Annotated in this window: 16 protein-coding genes, 1 tRNA gene and 1 pseudogene; 8 read left to right on the plus strand and 10 right to left on the minus strand. The window is 62.8% G+C overall.

The window, feature by feature from the left end; translation table 11 throughout:
* Nucleotides 1-58 precede the first annotated feature (58 nt).
* Nucleotides 59-268 carry an ATP-binding protein gene (locus DM868_RS15750; RefSeq protein WP_394347520.1) on the minus strand — a complete coding sequence of 70 codons (210 nt, stop codon included), beginning with the start codon at nucleotides 266-268 and terminating at the stop codon, nucleotides 59-61.
* On the opposite strand from DM868_RS15750, the pseudogene DM868_RS03155 reads away from it, so the two are divergent.
* Nucleotides 260-628, plus strand: a pseudogene (locus DM868_RS03155) (IS6 family transposase); the annotation flags it as partial. The gene DM868_RS15750 and the pseudogene DM868_RS03155 overlap by 9 nt on opposite strands.
* Before the next feature lie 65 nt (nucleotides 629-693).
* The gene (locus DM868_RS03160) at nucleotides 694-1,590 is read left to right on the plus strand and encodes an HFX_2341 family transcriptional regulator (protein WP_137275391.1); all 897 of its coding nucleotides are present in this window, start codon (nucleotides 694-696) and stop codon (nucleotides 1,588-1,590) included.
* Between the two features lie 45 nt (nucleotides 1,591-1,635).
* On the opposite strand, the gene DM868_RS03165 is transcribed toward DM868_RS03160, so the two are convergent.
* A complete protein-coding gene (locus DM868_RS03165) occupies nucleotides 1,636-2,112 on the minus strand; it encodes a chemotaxis protein CheW (protein ID WP_137275392.1) in 477 nt (158 codons plus the stop codon).
* Between the two features lie 166 nt (nucleotides 2,113-2,278).
* Here DM868_RS03165 and DM868_RS03170 point away from each other — a divergent pair, with 166 nt between their 5' ends.
* From DM868_RS03170 to DM868_RS03180, 3 genes are all read left to right on the plus strand, one after another.
* Nucleotides 2,279-2,581 (plus strand): DUF5785 family protein, encoded by a 303-nt coding sequence (locus tag DM868_RS03170; RefSeq protein ID WP_137275393.1) that lies wholly within the window; start codon nucleotides 2,279-2,281, stop codon nucleotides 2,579-2,581.
* Between the two features lie 74 nt (nucleotides 2,582-2,655).
* Entirely contained in the window at nucleotides 2,656-3,414 is a 759-nt protein-coding gene (locus DM868_RS03175) for a GTP cyclohydrolase III (protein ID WP_137275394.1), read from the plus strand.
* Between the two features lie 179 nt (nucleotides 3,415-3,593).
* Complete coding sequence (locus DM868_RS03180; protein WP_137275395.1) at nucleotides 3,594-4,982, plus strand: ABC transporter substrate-binding protein; 1,389 nt, start codon at nucleotides 3,594-3,596, stop codon at nucleotides 4,980-4,982.
* Nucleotides 4,983-5,154: 172 nt separating this feature from the next.
* Here the strand turns inward: DM868_RS03180 and DM868_RS03185 are convergent, their stop codons facing one another.
* The 5 genes from DM868_RS03185 to DM868_RS03205 form a co-directional block, all read right to left on the minus strand.
* On the minus strand, nucleotides 5,155-5,634 hold the full coding sequence (locus tag DM868_RS03185) for a DUF456 domain-containing protein (RefSeq protein ID WP_137275396.1): 480 nt from the start codon (nucleotides 5,632-5,634) through the stop codon (nucleotides 5,155-5,157).
* Nucleotides 5,635-5,816: 182 nt separating this feature from the next.
* Nucleotides 5,817-6,593: an ABC transporter ATP-binding protein gene (locus DM868_RS03190; protein WP_137275397.1), complete on the minus strand. Its 777-nt coding sequence runs from the start codon at nucleotides 6,591-6,593 to the stop codon at nucleotides 5,817-5,819.
* Nucleotides 6,590-7,450 (minus strand): ABC transporter ATP-binding protein, encoded by an 861-nt coding sequence (locus DM868_RS03195; RefSeq protein WP_137275398.1) that lies wholly within the window; start codon nucleotides 7,448-7,450, stop codon nucleotides 6,590-6,592. The genes DM868_RS03190 and DM868_RS03195 overlap by 4 nt, the downstream gene beginning before the upstream one ends.
* Complete coding sequence (locus tag DM868_RS03200; RefSeq protein ID WP_137275399.1) at nucleotides 7,443-8,753, minus strand: branched-chain amino acid ABC transporter permease; 1,311 nt, start codon at nucleotides 8,751-8,753, stop codon at nucleotides 7,443-7,445. Before DM868_RS03200 ends, DM868_RS03195 begins: the two co-directional genes overlap by 8 nt.
* Nucleotides 8,750-9,871 (minus strand): branched-chain amino acid ABC transporter permease, encoded by a 1,122-nt coding sequence (locus DM868_RS03205; protein ID WP_137275400.1) that lies wholly within the window; start codon nucleotides 9,869-9,871, stop codon nucleotides 8,750-8,752. The genes DM868_RS03200 and DM868_RS03205 overlap by 4 nt, the downstream gene beginning before the upstream one ends.
* 115 nt (nucleotides 9,872-9,986) lie before the next feature.
* On the opposite strand from DM868_RS03205, the gene DM868_RS03210 reads away from it, so the two are divergent.
* The 3 genes from DM868_RS03210 (at nucleotide 9,987) to DM868_RS03220 (ending at nucleotide 11,764) form a co-directional block, all read left to right on the plus strand.
* Nucleotides 9,987-11,177 (plus strand): phosphoglycerate kinase, encoded by a 1,191-nt coding sequence (locus DM868_RS03210; protein ID WP_137275401.1) that lies wholly within the window; start codon nucleotides 9,987-9,989, stop codon nucleotides 11,175-11,177.
* A 4-nt stretch (nucleotides 11,178-11,181) separates the two neighbouring features.
* Complete coding sequence (locus DM868_RS03215; protein ID WP_137275402.1) at nucleotides 11,182-11,682, plus strand: GNAT family N-acetyltransferase; 501 nt, start codon at nucleotides 11,182-11,184, stop codon at nucleotides 11,680-11,682.
* 8 nt (nucleotides 11,683-11,690) lie between these two features.
* Nucleotides 11,691-11,764: transfer RNA gene (locus tag DM868_RS03220), tRNA-Thr, on the plus strand.
* A gap of 248 nt (nucleotides 11,765-12,012) precedes the next feature.
* Here DM868_RS03220 and DM868_RS03225 read toward each other — a convergent pair.
* The 3 genes from DM868_RS03225 to DM868_RS03235 all read right to left on the minus strand — a co-directional run bounded on the left by DM868_RS03225 (nucleotide 12,013) and on the right by DM868_RS03235 (nucleotide 15,052).
* Nucleotides 12,013-13,098, minus strand: a complete 1,086-nt coding sequence (locus tag DM868_RS03225) for a glycosyltransferase (protein ID WP_137275403.1) — start codon at nucleotides 13,096-13,098, stop codon at nucleotides 12,013-12,015.
* Nucleotides 13,099-14,136 carry a glycosyltransferase family 4 protein gene (locus DM868_RS03230; protein ID WP_137275404.1) on the minus strand — a complete coding sequence of 346 codons (1,038 nt, stop codon included), beginning with the start codon at nucleotides 14,134-14,136 and terminating at the stop codon, nucleotides 13,099-13,101.
* A gap of 61 nt (nucleotides 14,137-14,197) precedes the next feature.
* A complete protein-coding gene (locus DM868_RS03235; protein WP_137275405.1) occupies nucleotides 14,198-15,052 on the minus strand; it encodes a hypothetical protein in 855 nt (284 codons plus the stop codon).
* Nucleotides 15,053-15,150: the final 98 nt, after the last annotated feature.

Here is a 15,150-nt window from a genome sequence, read left to right on the forward strand (position 1 = left end):
TCTCGCGTCAACTCAGCCGGATATCCTCGCCGTCCCTGCCAGCCCGTTCATCCACGTGCTACTCGGATTCCGTCACTGGATGAAGCCCCACGGTCACTTCCGTTCCGCGGGGGTAATCGTCAGCGAACGAGATCTCGCCGTCGACCTGTTCGAGCACGGACGTCGCGAGGTACAGCCCTGTCCCAATCCCGGAGCGACCCTCATAGCGCCTCTCGGAATCGTTGAGCATCTCCTTTCCGTCGTCGGGAATTCCGACGCCATCAACCATAAACGCTACTGGCTGTACGCCGCTGTCGATCCTGAAACAAATGAATTACTCCACGCAAAGCTTGAAGCAACCAGAACAAACGTTCTCGCTCACGCGTTCTTTGCCGAGCTCCGCGAGAAACACGACGGTTCTGATGCGGTGTTTCTCATCGACGGCTCACACTCGTTGAAAGGCGCCTGCCGTCGTCACGGCCTCGATTTCAGATACGAAAAACACGGAAATCGGAACAGCGTCGAACGTGTCTTTCGAGAGATAAAACGTCGAACGACCAGCATCTCAAACTGTTTCAGCAACACCAACGCGGAAACTGCCGACGACTGGCTCAGATCGTTCAGCTTCGCATGGAATCAGCTTATTTGAACACTACCCCACTCCCGCGGGGTGGAGTCTGACCCTTTTTGTGAGTGGGCGTCGCTCGTTCGCGTATGCAGACCCACATCGTCCCGGTCGGGTTCGATTACGACCGGCTCATCGCGCCGCTGGTCCGCGATCAACTCGACGTCGACCGGGTCGTCCTGCTCGAGGGTGCGGTCGGCAGCGAAGCGAACGTCGAGTACTCGAAAAACCTCGCGAGCAAGCTCAAGAAGGACTTCCGGAACCTACTGGGCGCCGAAACCGAGGAGTACGTCGTCGAGGACGTCTACGACTACGACGCCGCGTTCGAGCAGGCCTACGACCTGATCAACGGCGAGTTGGACACTGGCAGCGAGGTGTGGGTCAACGTCTCGGCGATGCCGCGGACGGTCTCCTTCGCGTTCGCCACCGCCGCCCACTCGATCATGGTCGAACGCGAGGGCGACCGCGACCGGATCCACACCTACTATACGGTCCCCGAGAAGTACCTCGAAACGGAACTCGCCGAGGAGCTCCGAAGCCAGTGTGAACTCCTCTCGGAACTTCTCGACGGTACCGTCGAAGAGGAGCGAATCGCCGATCGGCTCGAGAGCAATCGGGAACTGCTCGCGGAGTTCGACGAACGCGGGACCACGATCGGAGCCAAGCGGTTCGGCGACGGCCACATCATCGAGCTCCCGGTCGCCTCCTTCTCGAACGTCAAACCGTTCGAGGAGCTGATCCTCTTCACGCTCGGCGATCACGGCGAGTTCGAATCGGTCTCCGAGCTGGCCGGAACGCTCGCGCGCGAGCTCGGGGAGGAGTACACCGACGCGTTCCGTTCGAAGGTCATCTACAACGTGGATCGGCTCGGTCCCGGCGGCAAGGGCTACATCGAGCGCGAGGAGCACGGCAAGTCCTATCGGACGAGGCTTTCGCGCATCGGCGAGCTGTGGGTTCGGTCGCACGCCGACGAGTCGGAGCTGTAATCGCTGCCGCTCCTCCGCGATGGAGCGTCTCGAAGCGCGCCCCGACTACTGTTGACCGACGCTGATCGCCGCACCCTCGGTCGCGTTGAGCACGTCGTCTAGGTGTCGTGGATCGATCCAGACGACGAATCCCGACTCGCGCCGTATGAGTCCGCGGATGTAGTCGCCGTCGATCGGGGCGTCGTCAACGGGACTGTCGCCGATCTCGGCCACCTCCTCGACACGATCGACGGCCCAGCCGATCGAGCGCTCGTCATCGAAAATCGCGGGATCGAAGATGACGACTCGATCGCCGAGGTCGCCGTCGACGTCGAGGCCGACCTTCGGATCGATGATCGACGTCGTCGTCCCGCGGAGATCGATGATGCCCTCGACGTGCGACGGGGCGTTCGGGACCGGCGTCACCGAGCCCATGTCGACGATCTCCACAACGGCGTCGATACTGACGCAGTAGCGTTCATCGCCGAGGCGAAATTCGAGCACCTGTTCCGCGTCCGTGTGTTGGGTCTGTTCTGGAGTCATCGTTTTCGGGGGGCTCACGCGCTGCCGATCCCAGAGAATCGACGGGCGGGCGCACGAGTTCGGTTATCCGCCCTTCGTCGGGGGACGTACTTAACCCTGCGAACGTTTCACCGCTGGATACGCCGAGAGCGGAAACGCTTTGATCCCGGGTGCCGGACTGGATAACATGGAGTGGCCCCACGATCCCGACGGAGAGGAAGGCTCCGAAGGAATGCGAAAGTACGGACAGGCCGTGTTGGCGAAGAAGCTCGACGAAGAGGAGGGATTTCCGCTCTCGGCGGCGGAGTTCGTCGAAGAGCACGGCGACGAACCCGTTCGATTGAACCACGCTCGCGTCGTCAGCGTCGCCGACATCTTCGAACACGTCGAGGAGGACGAGTTCGAGGACATCGTCGCGTTTCACAAGGCCGTCGGTCGCGCGATGCGTGCGGCCGATATGTGGGAAATCGACGTCGACGCCCACGCCTGAGCCGCGCTCGCCCCGAGTCGGTAGCCCCGTCGTCGATGGCAAGGCAAATATTGACCGGGGCGTAACCACCACGCGTGACAAACGCGCAGGTAACGCTCATCCAGATCGATAACTACGGGCCGTGGACGGTCACCCCCGAACCGCGCCGGGAAGTCGATCTGCAGACCCTTCAATCGCGGCTGTACGCCGACCTCTCACAGCTGTTCGGCAACCGCGAGGGCTACGTCTTCTTCACTCGTTTCGACAACATGGTCGCCGTCACCAACGGGCTCGACGCCGACGCACATGCCCTGATACAGGAATCCGTCGGGAACCGCTATCCGGTGACGGTGAGCCTCAGTATCGCCGTCGATCCGGCCCCCGCGGCGGCGCTCGGGACCGCGACGAGTCAGCTACAGGACGCCGGAAGCGCCCAAGACGGCGAACGGACCGAGGTTCTACGAGGAGAACCGCTCCCACCCGAACGCCGGACCGACGACGACGTTCAGATCGCGCACTTCGACGTCAACGACGCGACCGGCAAGTATACCGATCAGCTCAACGAGTTCGACTCGTTCATCAACATCGAACAGGGGTACGCCGAGCTGATGCGCTATATGCGGCGAGCGCACGACTCGCTCTCGTTTTTCGTCGGTGGTGACAACATCATCGTCGTCTGCGATGCGGTCGACGAAACCGGATATCTCGACGCGATCGAACACGTCCGCGAGGCCGTCGGCGTCGATCTGAAGGTCGGTGTCGGCACCGATCGGACCGCACAGGCAGCCGGGATGGCTGCCAAACACGCGCTCGAAACCTGTCGGGACGAGCGGACAGACGTCGAATTCGCCTGAGACTCGACCGGCGGTGATCCGTCAGGCGAGAGGCGTAGCACACGCTCCGCTGATGGGTGGACGTGCGTGTATATATTTCGGTTTTTGCAACTATTTCGGAGTATCTGAGATTTATTTCTCCCGTGGCTGCTCGGAATGTGAATACATTTATACCCACAGATATGGTAGGAGGCCACAGCATGGTCCGAAAGATCCAACGTCGAGACGTACTCAAGGGTGCGGGTGCTGCGGGAATCGCCACCATCGCCGGGTGTACGACCGACGACGGCAGCGGCAACGGGAATGGAAACGGAAACGGGAACGGAAACGGCGGGAACGGAAACGGAAGTGGCGGGAACGAAAATGGCAACGGCAACGGTGGTGCCAACGCGCCAGACGCCGTGATGGTCGTCGGGTTCCCGCAGTCCGGAATCCAACTGTTCCGCGATTTCTACTCTGATTTCGCCGACCAGGTGCCGGATCTCGATATCGTCGTCCCCGACGGACTCATCGACTCCGAACTCCCTGGTGAGGTCGACAACGACATGAACAACGTCATCGGGACCGCCCCCTCCGCGGCCGGTCCCGGTGCGGAGTTCTTCCAGTCCGAGTACGAAGCCACCTATGACTCTGAACCGGGCGTATTCACCGCGCAGGCGTACGACGCGATGGCGGTCAACGTCCTCGCGGCGACGGCTGCCGGCGAGAACGACGGCACGGCGATCCGTGATCGCGTTAGAACCGTCGCGAATCCCGACGGCGAGGAGTTCGGTCCTGAGAACCTCGTCGGCGCGGTCGAGGCCGTCGCTGCCGGCGACGACATCAATTACATCGGCGCGTCGTCGAGCGTCAACTTCGATGTCAACGGTGACATCGCTACCGCCGCCTACGACGTCATCGACTTCCAGGACGGCGAGTTGGAGACCCTCGAAACCCTCGAGTTCGGCGCGGGACTCACCGAAGAAGATCAGAACGCGACGGCCGAAGCCCCCGTCGGCGTCGACAGCTTCGAAGCGATGGTCGGCGTCCTGATGCCCGAGACCGGCGACCTCGGTCCGCTCGGCGGACCGATCCGCGACGGTGCGCTACTCGCAGCGGAGCAGGTCAACAACGCGGACATCAACGTCACCGTCGACACCCGTGTCGAGGACACGCAGACGGATCCGCAGGCCGGGATCTCCGGGGCGGAAGCGCTCGTCAACGCCGGCTACCCCGCCGTCGTCGGGCCCGCGGCGTCGAACGTCAACCTTCAGGTGGCCGATCAGGTGTTCATCCCGAACGCCGTCGTCGGTATCTCGCCGTCCTCGACGGACCCCGACGTGACCAACCTCGACGACAACGACTTCATCTACCGGACGTGTCCGTCCGACCTCCTGCAGGGTCCGGCGATGGCCCAACTCGCACGCGGGGACCGCGTCGGCGCGGAAAGCTCCGGCACCATGTACCTCAACGACGCCTACGGACAGGCGCTCGAGGAGCAGTACTCCGCCGCGTTCGAGGAGGAGGGCGGCGAGGTTCGAGAGCGCATCTCTTTCGAACCCGAGCAGCCGTCCTACTCGAGCCAGTGGACGAACGTGCTGGAACTGTAGAGGCGACTCGGACGAACGCGACCCGATTTTTTCGCTCTGTTGAAACCCTCAGCCGCTGTTAGTTTGGCGGAGCCCTGCTGGATACAGGGCGCGTATCTTGCACGGGAGTGAACGTCGATGGGAATTGTCGAAGCGCCCACGACAGACAGATCACACGTTGAGCGAAAACTACCTAGACCCACACGAGGAGCAGAAACCCGACGAGCATCGAGACGGTGAGCAGGACTTGTATCGCCGTTGACGCAAGCATCCCGATGGCTGTGACCGCCGCAGTCTGGGCCCCTCGACGGACATCTCCGTGTCGAAGATACTCTAAGGAGAACACCACCCCGACGACCCCGAGGAGCGCGCCAAGCGGACCCAGGACGAACAGGAGTCCGATCGCCGCGACAGCGGCGACAATGGTCGTTCGCATCGATGCCCCGCCGATCTGTGCCGAGAGTGCGCTTTCGAGGAGATCGACGGCGACGGTTAAGACGCCCACAATGACGAACCCGAGAAACGCGATGGTTCCGAGGTCCCCTGTTACCATCCAGTAGTATGCAACCCCGAGTGTCGACACCGCACCTCCCGGAATCAGCGGCGCGAAGCTCGCGACGATGCCGACGAGCAACAGTATGATCGCGACGACGATCGGATCGATCGGGAGCATCGACACAGACAACGATGAGGAACGACGAAACGGTGTCGGAGTGGTTCTCGCAAAAGCGACCGCCCCCCGGCAATGTCCTCATGATGATCGGCGGACGGATACGACGGCAGCGGCGCTTCTCTACCTGAGAAACAAACCATTGAATTGACGATATTATTACAAATCAGCAGGCGATCAGGTTCTCAGCCGCCGAGGAAGTCCTGTCGAACGTCGTCGTCGCCCAACAGTACGTCCCCGCGGTCGGTGTAGCGGTTCTCGCCGTCGACGAGGACGTAGCCGCGATCGCAGCGTCGAAGGGCCTCCTTCGCGTTCTGTTCGACCATCAGAATTGCCGTCCCCGAGTCGTTGATCCGATCGATACGGTCGAACATGTCGGCGACGAGATCGGGTGCGAGCCCGGCCGAGGGCTCGTCGAGGAGCAGCAAGTCAGGATCGAGCATCAGTGCCCGACCCATCGCGACCATCTGCTGTTGGCCGCCAGAAAGGGTGCCGGCCTTCTGCTGCTCACGCTCGCGCAGGATGGGGAACCGGTCGTAGATCGCCTCGATCTGATCCTCCGGAACGCTATCGAGGATGTACGCTCCCATCTCGAGGTTCTCCCGGACACTCAGTCCAGGAAAGACGTTGTCGTTCTGCGGGACAAACCCGATCCCCTTGCTGATGATCTGTTCGGGGGAAAGCCCGTGGATCGACTCACCGGCGAACTCGACCGTGCCGGCCATGTAGGTCGTGAGGCCGAACACCGTCTTCATCACCGTCGATTTTCCGGCACCGTTCGGGCCGACGATAGTTGCGTACTCGCCGTTCGCGACGTCGAGATCCACGTCTGAGAGAATTTGGAGGTCGCCGTATCCGGCGTCGAGGTCGCGGATCCGGAGGAGCGCGTCCTCGTCGATGGTGTGAGTCGTGCCGGCGACGATTTCGGAATCATCGGATCGTCCCGTCGATTCAGCGCTCATATGTCCTCCCCGAGGTACGCCTCGATGACCTGCTCGTTGTTTCGGATATCCTCGGCGGTTCCCTCGGCCAACACGCTTCCTTGATGCATAACGATGATGTGCCCGCAGTTGTTCATGATGACGTCCATGTCGTGTTCGACGAGGAGGAACGTGTATCCGTCCTCGCGCAACTCGTGAATCCGTTCGAGGAGTTTCTCCTCGAGCGTCGGGTTGACACCCGCGAGCGGCTCGTCGAGCAGCACCACCTCCGGATCGGTCATGAGCGCTCGAGCCATCTCGAGGAGTTTCCGCTGCCCGCCGGAGAGGTTTTCGGCGTGTTCGGTGGCGACGTGGTCGATCTCGAAGAACTCCAACATCTCCCACGCGCGCTCTCGAAGCGCGCGCTCCTCTTCGACGACGGCCCCTCGAAGCCACGGCGTCACCGACCGAATGGCCGACTCGCCGAGTTGGTTCTTCGGTGCCAACATCACGTTCTCGAGGACGGTCATCTCGCCGAGCTCGCGGGCGATTTGGAACGTACGGACCAGCCCCTTCCGAGCGATCTGGTAGGGATCGAGTCCCGTTATCTCTTCGTCCTTGAAGTAGATGTGGCCCGCCGTCGGTTCGTGAACGCCGGTGATGCAGTTGAACGTGGTCGACTTCCCAGCCCCGTTCGGACCAATAAGCCCGGTCAGAGAGCCCTCCTCGACCTCGAAGGTCGCTCCGTCGACGGCGGTGACGCCGCCGAACTTCTTGACGAGACCGTCCACGCGGAGCGGGAGTCCGGGCGGCGTCGTCTGGGCGGCCTCCTCGGTGAGTGAGTCCTCCGTTTCGGGGAGCTCGTCCGGGGATTTCGCCTCCGGGCTCGGATCACTCATCGCCGTCACCTCCGTTGGAACGCGACCGTTCGGAGAGATCGACCGCCGCCGCCGTCTCGATTCGGTGGCCGAGGAGCCCGTCGGGCCGGCGATGCATGATGAAGATCAAGACGATGCCGAGAAAGACGAACTGCAGCGGCGCGATGTTGTCAGTCGCGAACGCCAGAAACGCCACGGGGTCGAGCGAGGCGAGGGCGTCGGCGAACGAGTTCGGCGTCGGCGCATCGATCGTGTCCCGGACGACCGACCCGACGCGCCGCGGCCCTTCGAAGAGGACGGCCGCGAAGACGATCCCGCCGACAACGGCCCCCGTGTTCGAGCCGGAGCCGCCGATGATGACGGCGACGAAGATGTAGAACGTCAACAGCGGCATGAACTGCGGAGTCGGCGAGACGTTCCCCTGGCTGCCGAACCAGAGGATGCCGGCGAGTCCCATCAGCGCACAGCCGATCATGAACACCTTGATCTTGATCAGATCGACGTTCTTCCCGAGCGAGTCCGCGACGAGTTCGTCCTCCCGAATCGCCTTGAGAATCCGACCGAACGGCGATTTCCCGAGCCGTTCGAGAATGACGTAGAAGGCGACAACAAACGCGGCGAGGACGAAGATGTATCCCCAGCCGATGAGGATGTTGTTCGAGATACCGAGCCCGTCCTGACCGAGCGTCCCGAAGACGAGTTCTCCGAGCGCGGTCGGGGTTCCGGCCTGTCCGTCGACGAGAAACAGCTCGCGGACCGGATTCCTCGGCATTCCCATGCCGCCACCGCCCCCGGTTCCGACGTTGAACGTCTCTCGAAGGAAGGTGTCGAACGTGGCCGATTGCAGCGTCAGGCGGATGATCTCCGAGAGGCCGAGAGTCACGATCGCGAGGTAGTCCGCCCGCAGCCGAAGCGCCGGCAGAGCGGCGAAAAACCCGATGAGCGCCGCGACCGCCATGCCTGCGACGATCCCGACCGGCAACGGGAGCCCCAGACCCGGCGGACCGAACGCCGGATCGGGTGGTCGGACGACGATCCCCATCGTGTACACGCCGACGGCCATGAACCCGGCGACGCCGATGTTGAACAGGCCCGTGTAGCCCCAGTGGAGGTTGAGCGCGAGCGCCGAGAGTGCGTACACCAACCCGAGAAATGTGAGCGTCCGCATCAGCCCGACGACGCTGTTGAGGCCGTTCGTGAAGGTCAAAAGCGTCGCGGCGACGTAGATGAGTCCGAGCGTGAGGAGGACGACCCCAAGACTGCTCTCCTGTACAGCGTTCCACAGGGCGCGCGTCGCGCTCGTCGGTTCGTCCCGGTCGGTCATGCCGTCGAAACACCTCCGAAGATGCCCTGCGGACGGAACAGTAACACGAGGATCATCACCGCGAAGACGGCGGCGTCGTTGAAGTCCGAGGGGAGCCAGATCGTCGAGGTGGTGAAGACGATCCCGATAACGAGCCCGCCGGCGATCGCGCCGTAGATCGACCCGATCCCGCCGAGGATCACCGCCGCGAAGATGAGCAAGAGGAGCAGCCACCCGAAGTCGAACTGGATCGTCCCACGCAACATCACGTAGAGATACCCGGAGGCACCCGCGAGCCCGCCGCCGAGAATCCAGGTTGCCGTGACGACCCGTTCGGCCGGGATCCCGGTGATGAGCGCGAGGTCCTTGTTGTCCGCCATCGCCCGCATCGCGGTCCCGAGTTTCGTGTTCTGTAGCATGAAGTGCATCGCGAGCATCAACAGGACGGCTGAGACGGCGAGCGTCAACTGGTGGGCGTTGACCGACAGTCCGAGAGGGGCAAAGGCGAGGTTCGACGCCTCGACGCTCGCGGTGACCCCGCGGCTGCTGGCGCCGTAGACGAACTGGAGCAGGTATCTGACGATCAACGCGGCACCGATCGACGCGATGAGTATCGAGATGCCGCTCCGGTCTCGCATCGGCTTGTAGAACGCCCGATCAAGCGCGAGCGCGATGAGCGCGGTGGCGACGAACGCCACGAGCAAGCCGAGCAAGATCGCCAGGGGCGTGGTGAGAATGTGCGCGCCGATATCGCCCGGCGTCGCATCGCCCGCGCCGCGAACCGTCAAGAGCGCACGAAGCGGGATCTCGCTCCCGGCGGCGACGACGAACGCGACGCCCCAGCCGGTGAACGCGCCGGTCGTGATGAGGTCGCCGTGAGAAAAGTTCGCGAAGTTGAGAATGCTGTACGTCATCGAGAGCCCGATTCCGGCCAGTCCGATCACGAGCCCGATGACGATGCCGTTCCAGAGATTCGACCTGAGTCGCCCCGTCGAGAGCGCGCCGCCGATCGGCCCGACCTCGATTCCGGCGAGTTTCGCCACGAGATCGACGAGAAGGAGTGCGCCGAACAGCACAGCGACGACGAGCCCCGGCCGTTCCCGTATCGACCCGGTGACTGTTGATTCAGTTGTGCCCATGTATGCGCGTCACTTGCTGGTGGTGGGACACCCAAGAGTAAATAACTCTTTGTTCCGCTTCGACGGCGGAATCCGAACGGAAAGGACTTTGCTCGGTCCGTCGGGAACTCCGAGCATGATACGGTTGCTCGACGATCTCGATGCCGAGGGGGCCGCGGTTGGGGTCCGCGTTGACATCAACAGCCCGATCGGCGAAGACGGGGGGCTTGCCGACGATGCGCGGCTGCTCGCGCACGTCGATACGATCTCCGAACTGTGTCGGCGTGGGGCGCGCGTCGCGCTTCTCGCTCATCAGGGACGACCGGGCGGTGAGGATTTTACTGAACTACGCGCCCACGCGAAACGCCTCGACGAACTCGTCGATGCGCCGATCGAGTACTGCGATTCGACGTTCTCGTCGGACGCCCGAGCACGGATCGATGCGCTCGATTCTGGGACGGCGGTGCTGTTGGAGAACACTCGCTTTTATTCGGAGGAGTATATGTCGTTCACCCCCGACGACGCTGTGAACACCTACCTCGTCTGCAGACTCGCCCCCGCACTCGACGCGTACGTCAACGACGCCTTCGCGACGTCTCATCGTCGGCAGCCGTCGATCATCGGCTTCCCCCAGCGACTCCCGTCGTTCGCCGGTCGGGTGATGGAACGCGAGCTCGACGTGCTCGGGAACATTGCGAGGAGCCCCGAACCGCGGATCTACGTCCTCGGCGGTGCGAAGGTCGACGACTCGATCGACGTGGCGAGATCCGTGCTCGAACGCGGTCTCGCGGACGCGGTCCTGACGGCGGGGATCGTCGGTAACGCGTTCTTGCTCGCGGACGGCGTCTCACTCGGGGCGGCGTCGGCAGCGGTCGTCAATGAACGGAGTCACGATGCGGTCAAGAACGCCGGTGACCTCCTCGACGACTTCAGCCATCGCATCTACATGCCCCGCGATGTCGCCATCGAACGGGATGGCGAACGGTGCGAACTCGACCTCGAAGAACTGCCGAGCGACAGTTCGGCGATGGACATCGGCGCTCGAACCGTCGCCACGTACGCCGAAATTCTCGAGGACGCTGGCACCGCGATACTCAACGGCCCCGCGGGGGTGTTCGAGGACGACCGCTTCGAGACCGGAACGCTCGAACTGTACAAAGCGGCGACGCGGGCCGAAACGAGCATCGTCGGCGGTGGTGACACCGCCTCCGCGCTCCGAAAGCTCGGGCTCTTGGACGGGTTCGACCACGTTTCGACGGGGGGCGGCGCCGCGCTACAGATGCTGACCGGCGACACGCTGGTGGGCGTTGAAGCGCTCGACCGATAGCCGTATGCAGCACCCGACCGACGTGACGATCGAACCGGCGGACGCTTCGGATGTCGACACACTCGCCGAGCTGTGGGTCGAACTCGCGGCTGATCAGCGTCGATACGGCTCGCATCTGCTCGCGGCCGACAACGGATCACGGATTTTGGAGGCGATGCGGCATCACGTCGCCACCGACACGGCGATCGTCGCGCGGCGTGACGGCGACCTCGTCGGGTTCGTGACGTTCGGGGTGGAGACGGGACGCTACCGCCAAGATGCGGTCCGCGGGATCGTTCACAACATCTACGTGCGCGATCCCGACCGCAGCGAGGGGATCGGCAGCGGCCTGCTGGACGCGGCGGAGGACGCGCTACGTGATATGGGAGTCGACATCGTCGCGTTGCAGGCGATGGCCGACAACGCCGACGCACGGGCGTTTTACGACCGACACGGCTATGCGGCCCACCGGATCGAACTCGAAAAGCCCATCAACGACGACCTCGTCACGTCCGATAGCGGTTAATGCGCAGCGCCAGGGGAGCTTGGGTGGTTCAAGCACCCGACTTGTAATCGGGAGTTCGAGGGTTCAAATCCCTCCCCTGGCTTATTCTTCTGAGTCCCCGCGGTGGAGGGGCGAGCGAACCCTGACGCCAGTCGAGGCGAGCCACCAGCGGAGTTCGGCTCCGCCCCACGTGACTGTGCACGGATGGTAGCCCTTGCGGCGGCGAAAGTCGACAAAAGCGGCAGCGACCGACGACGCTGGGCTCGACGAGGAGTACCTCTGGGAACCACGTTCGCCGGACGAGCATGCTGTCGCTCGATCCTAGACTGACGATCACTCCGAAGAACGCCGCTATTCGTCGGCAAGTTCCAGATCCGCGCTCACCGTTGGGGCGTGGTCGGGCGACGAACGGACGCCGTCGTAGATCGACATGAGGTTCGACACCGTGTGGCGAATGTCGTAGGGGTCGATAGCCGCCCTCGGATCAGACGTCGAATCGAGGCACGCTCGGATCGCGTCGGCCATCGATTCGAGATTCCCGTACTCGAACCGCCGGCCGTTGGCAGATCCGATCGTTTGATCGAACGGCGCGACGTCGGCCGCCGCAACCGGGGTTCCACAGGCGTTCGCTTCCAAGGGCGACAACCCGAGCGTATCGGCCGTTGAGGCGGTCACGAACGCGTCGATGGACGAGTAGAACACCGGCAGGGATTCGCGGGGAAGAAAGTCGCGAACCTCGACGTTCGACGGTGCGTTCCCCTCGATCCAGGCTCGCCGGGGACCCTCTCCGACGATGACGAACTCGTGTTCCGGCAGCGTCTCCGCGACACGAAGGATCTCCTCGACGTTCTTCTCCATGCTGAGCCGCCCGCTGTAGCCGATCACCGTGCGGTCGGGATACCAGTCCTTTGCGGTCGGCGAAAAGAACTCCGTGTCGATCCCCACGGGGAGTCGAACGTGCGGTACGTCTCGGTCGATCCGATCCGTGGACGCCGTCACGACGTCGAAACTCCGGAGAAACGACGTTTCGACGGGGACGTAAAGCCGCTTGAGGGCGTTCGCGACCGCTTCGAACCTGACGTTCTGGTAGAAGTACTCCTCGATCGGAGTGTGGTGAGTGTAGATGGACGGCAGATCGCGTTTTTTCGCGTAGTATCGTCCGAGTCGACCGACAGTTGCCGGGCCGTGACAGTGGACGATATCCAGTTCGGGAAGCGTCGACGGACGCCGAACGAGCGGGATCCGATACCCCGGATAAAACGGGTTGGGAACCGACCGAACTGGGAGCTCTCGATCGCTGGGGGCGTAGTCGCCGTCGGGGTAGACGACGTACACCTCGTGGCCCTCGCCTTCGAGCGCCTCACGCCACAGTTTGATCGTGTACGTCACGCCGTCGATCTCGGGAAAGTAACTGTCAGTGAAAAAGCCGATCCTCATTCAGACCGCCTCCGAGTACAGCGTTCGATACTCCGCTGCGATCGATTCGAGCGAGAACGATTCGCTCCGAGCGGCGGCGTTCGAGCCGAGCCGACGGCGCAGCTCGGGGTCGTCGAGTCGCTCCAGTGCGTCCACGAACGGGTCGAGGTCTCCGAACGGGGCATCGACCTTGAGACACTCCTCGCCGTCGTCGAGCCACGAGAACGGTTCGATGTCGCGGACGACGATCGGTTTTCCGGCCGCCATCGCCTCCAACAGCGCGATGCCCTCGTTCTCCTCGTGGGTGGGAAAACAGAAGATGTCGCCCGCCGCGTACGCGCCGCGAACGTCGTCGACGTAGCCCGTGAACGTGCAGTTGTCCGGCGACTCGCGGATCAATCGGGTGGTGTCTCGACCTTTCATCTCCAAATCGAGCGGACCGAACCACGCGAAATCGATCTCCGGGCGGCGACGGGCGAGTTCGACGAAGGTTTCGAGCCCCTTGCGTTTGAGGACGTGGCCGACGAGGAAGACGACGGGCGGTTCGAGCCCGTATCGTCGACGATACTCGTCGGCAAGCGACTCGAAGCCGTCGAGTTTTTCCAGATCGACCCCGTTGGAGATGACAGTCGTCGGCGTATCGGTGTACGTTTCGATCAACCGACGGTTGTAGTCGGACGGACAGACCAACAGATCCGCCTGTCCGTACGCCCATTCGAGATAGGGTTTCAGCGGCTTCGAGATGGCGTTTGTGAACCGGAAGCTGTCTCCGAAGTCCTCCGCAGTGACGTGCGTGTGTGCGATGACTGGGATTCCGTTCGATCGGGCCCGTTTCGCGTACCACAGCGATCGGGGCCCCACGAGATTGCAGTGAAACACGTCGACATCGAGCGATGGATCGGTCGTGTAGTGAATGCCCAGTTCGTCGAGCATTTTCCGCTGGTGGGCGACCGATTCTCGGATACCGCCGGTGACGTGGGACTCGAACTCTAGATAATGGCTTACGACCGGTGCGTGATCGGGGGGTATCGACCCGGTGTCCGAGCGCTCCAAACTCATGGATGAATCCGATACTGGCGTCCGATCCGGGGCGTTGTCGTCGCGTGACTGTCACCGGCCGTCAATCGAGTTCGAGCCATGGCACCTCCATGAGCGGTGCGATGTGCGTCTCGATGTGATGTTCCCAAACACCCTGTTCGCCGAACGCTTCACCGTGGTCGGCGGTCACTACGACTCGCCCGTCGAGCTCCGAAGACAGATCTGCGATCGCATCGAGTGCGATTCGGAGATTCTCCTCGTACAGCTCCAGTGCGGCCTCTCGGGTGCCGTTTCGGAGCAGGTCGGTCGGGTCGAGTTCGAGCCAGAGGCCGATCTTCTGGGCGAGTTCGCTCGAATCGAGGGCGCTCTCGACGCTCTGCCGGATCGACGCTCCGATCGACGAGCGCTTCCCGCGGGCGGCGGCCGTCTCCGCCTCGTCCTGTCTTCGGATCCCCTTCTGGATCTGTTTCAGCTTCTTTCCCTTGCCACGAGAGAGATAGGGTGCGTGCGGTTGCATGTAGTGGAAGACGGTTCTGTCCGCGCGTTCGACGGCGTCCTGATTGGCACGATACGCCGCTTCGAGACTCTCTGGAGGGACGGTTCCGAGATCGTCGTCCCATCCGGTCTTCCACACGTCAAACACGTCGCTGATGTGATTCGTCGCCGTCCACTCGTAATCACAGCTTGCCCCCCACTTGAGCTCGTTCAGCGGGATTCCGAGGCTGTTGATGAACGGGTTTCCGGAGAAGTACGCGATGTCGTGGTCGCCGGTGAACGTTCGGTAGGCCCATTCTGGGGTCGACGAGCCGGTGCTCCGGCGCTTTTCCAGCGTCCCGTCGAGATACTCGTCGTACACGTCGCTGAAGGTGTCGTACCGACACGCATCCAACACGATGCAGTGATCCCAGTCCGAACCCAGAAAGTCCTGATCGTCCATCACTTGGGTCGCAGTTTGTGGCAGCGTATTTTATGTGTATTGATACTCCCTGCGACCCGTGAACACGGCCGCGTTCGATGTGGATTCAACGAGATGGC

Origin of the sequence: Natronomonas salsuginis (assembly GCF_005239135.1) — an archaeon.
Taxonomy (GTDB): Archaea; Halobacteriota; Halobacteria; order Halobacteriales; family Haloarculaceae; genus Natronomonas; species Natronomonas salsuginis.

What these genes read in the sequence shown, in the direction of transcription:
- DM868_RS03195 (WP_137275398.1), bottom strand. Translation starts at nt 7,450, where the DNA reads ATGAGTGATCCGAGCCCGGAGGCGAAATCCCCGGACGAGCTCCCCGAA.
- DM868_RS03215 (WP_137275402.1), top strand. Translation starts at nt 11,182, where the DNA reads ATGCAGCACCCGACCGACGTGACGATCGAACCGGCGGACGCTTCGGAT.
- DM868_RS03205 (WP_137275400.1), bottom strand. Translation starts at nt 9,871, where the DNA reads ATGGGCACAACTGAATCAACAGTCACCGGGTCGATACGGGAACGGCCG.
- DM868_RS03170 (WP_137275393.1), top strand. Translation starts at nt 2,279, where the DNA reads ATGGAGTGGCCCCACGATCCCGACGGAGAGGAAGGCTCCGAAGGAATG.
- DM868_RS03235 (WP_137275405.1), bottom strand. Translation starts at nt 15,052, where the DNA reads ATGGACGATCAGGACTTTCTGGGTTCGGACTGGGATCACTGCATCGTG.
- DM868_RS03160 (WP_137275391.1), top strand. Translation starts at nt 694, where the DNA reads ATGCAGACCCACATCGTCCCGGTCGGGTTCGATTACGACCGGCTCATC.
- DM868_RS03165 (WP_137275392.1), bottom strand. Translation starts at nt 2,112, where the DNA reads ATGACTCCAGAACAGACCCAACACACGGACGCGGAACAGGTGCTCGAA.
- DM868_RS03180 (WP_137275395.1), top strand. Translation starts at nt 3,594, where the DNA reads ATGGTCCGAAAGATCCAACGTCGAGACGTACTCAAGGGTGCGGGTGCT.
- DM868_RS03200 (WP_137275399.1), bottom strand. Translation starts at nt 8,753, where the DNA reads ATGACCGACCGGGACGAACCGACGAGCGCGACGCGCGCCCTGTGGAAC.
- DM868_RS15750 (WP_394347520.1), bottom strand. Translation starts at nt 268, where the DNA reads ATGGTTGATGGCGTCGGAATTCCCGACGACGGAAAGGAGATGCTCAAC.
- DM868_RS03210 (WP_137275401.1), top strand. Translation starts at nt 9,987, where the DNA reads ATGATACGGTTGCTCGACGATCTCGATGCCGAGGGGGCCGCGGTTGGG.
- DM868_RS03230 (WP_137275404.1), bottom strand. Translation starts at nt 14,136, where the DNA reads ATGAGTTTGGAGCGCTCGGACACCGGGTCGATACCCCCCGATCACGCA.
- DM868_RS03190 (WP_137275397.1), bottom strand. Translation starts at nt 6,593, where the DNA reads ATGAGCGCTGAATCGACGGGACGATCCGATGATTCCGAAATCGTCGCC.
- DM868_RS03185 (WP_137275396.1), bottom strand. Translation starts at nt 5,634, where the DNA reads ATGCTCCCGATCGATCCGATCGTCGTCGCGATCATACTGTTGCTCGTC.
- DM868_RS03225 (WP_137275403.1), bottom strand. Translation starts at nt 13,098, where the DNA reads ATGAGGATCGGCTTTTTCACTGACAGTTACTTTCCCGAGATCGACGGC.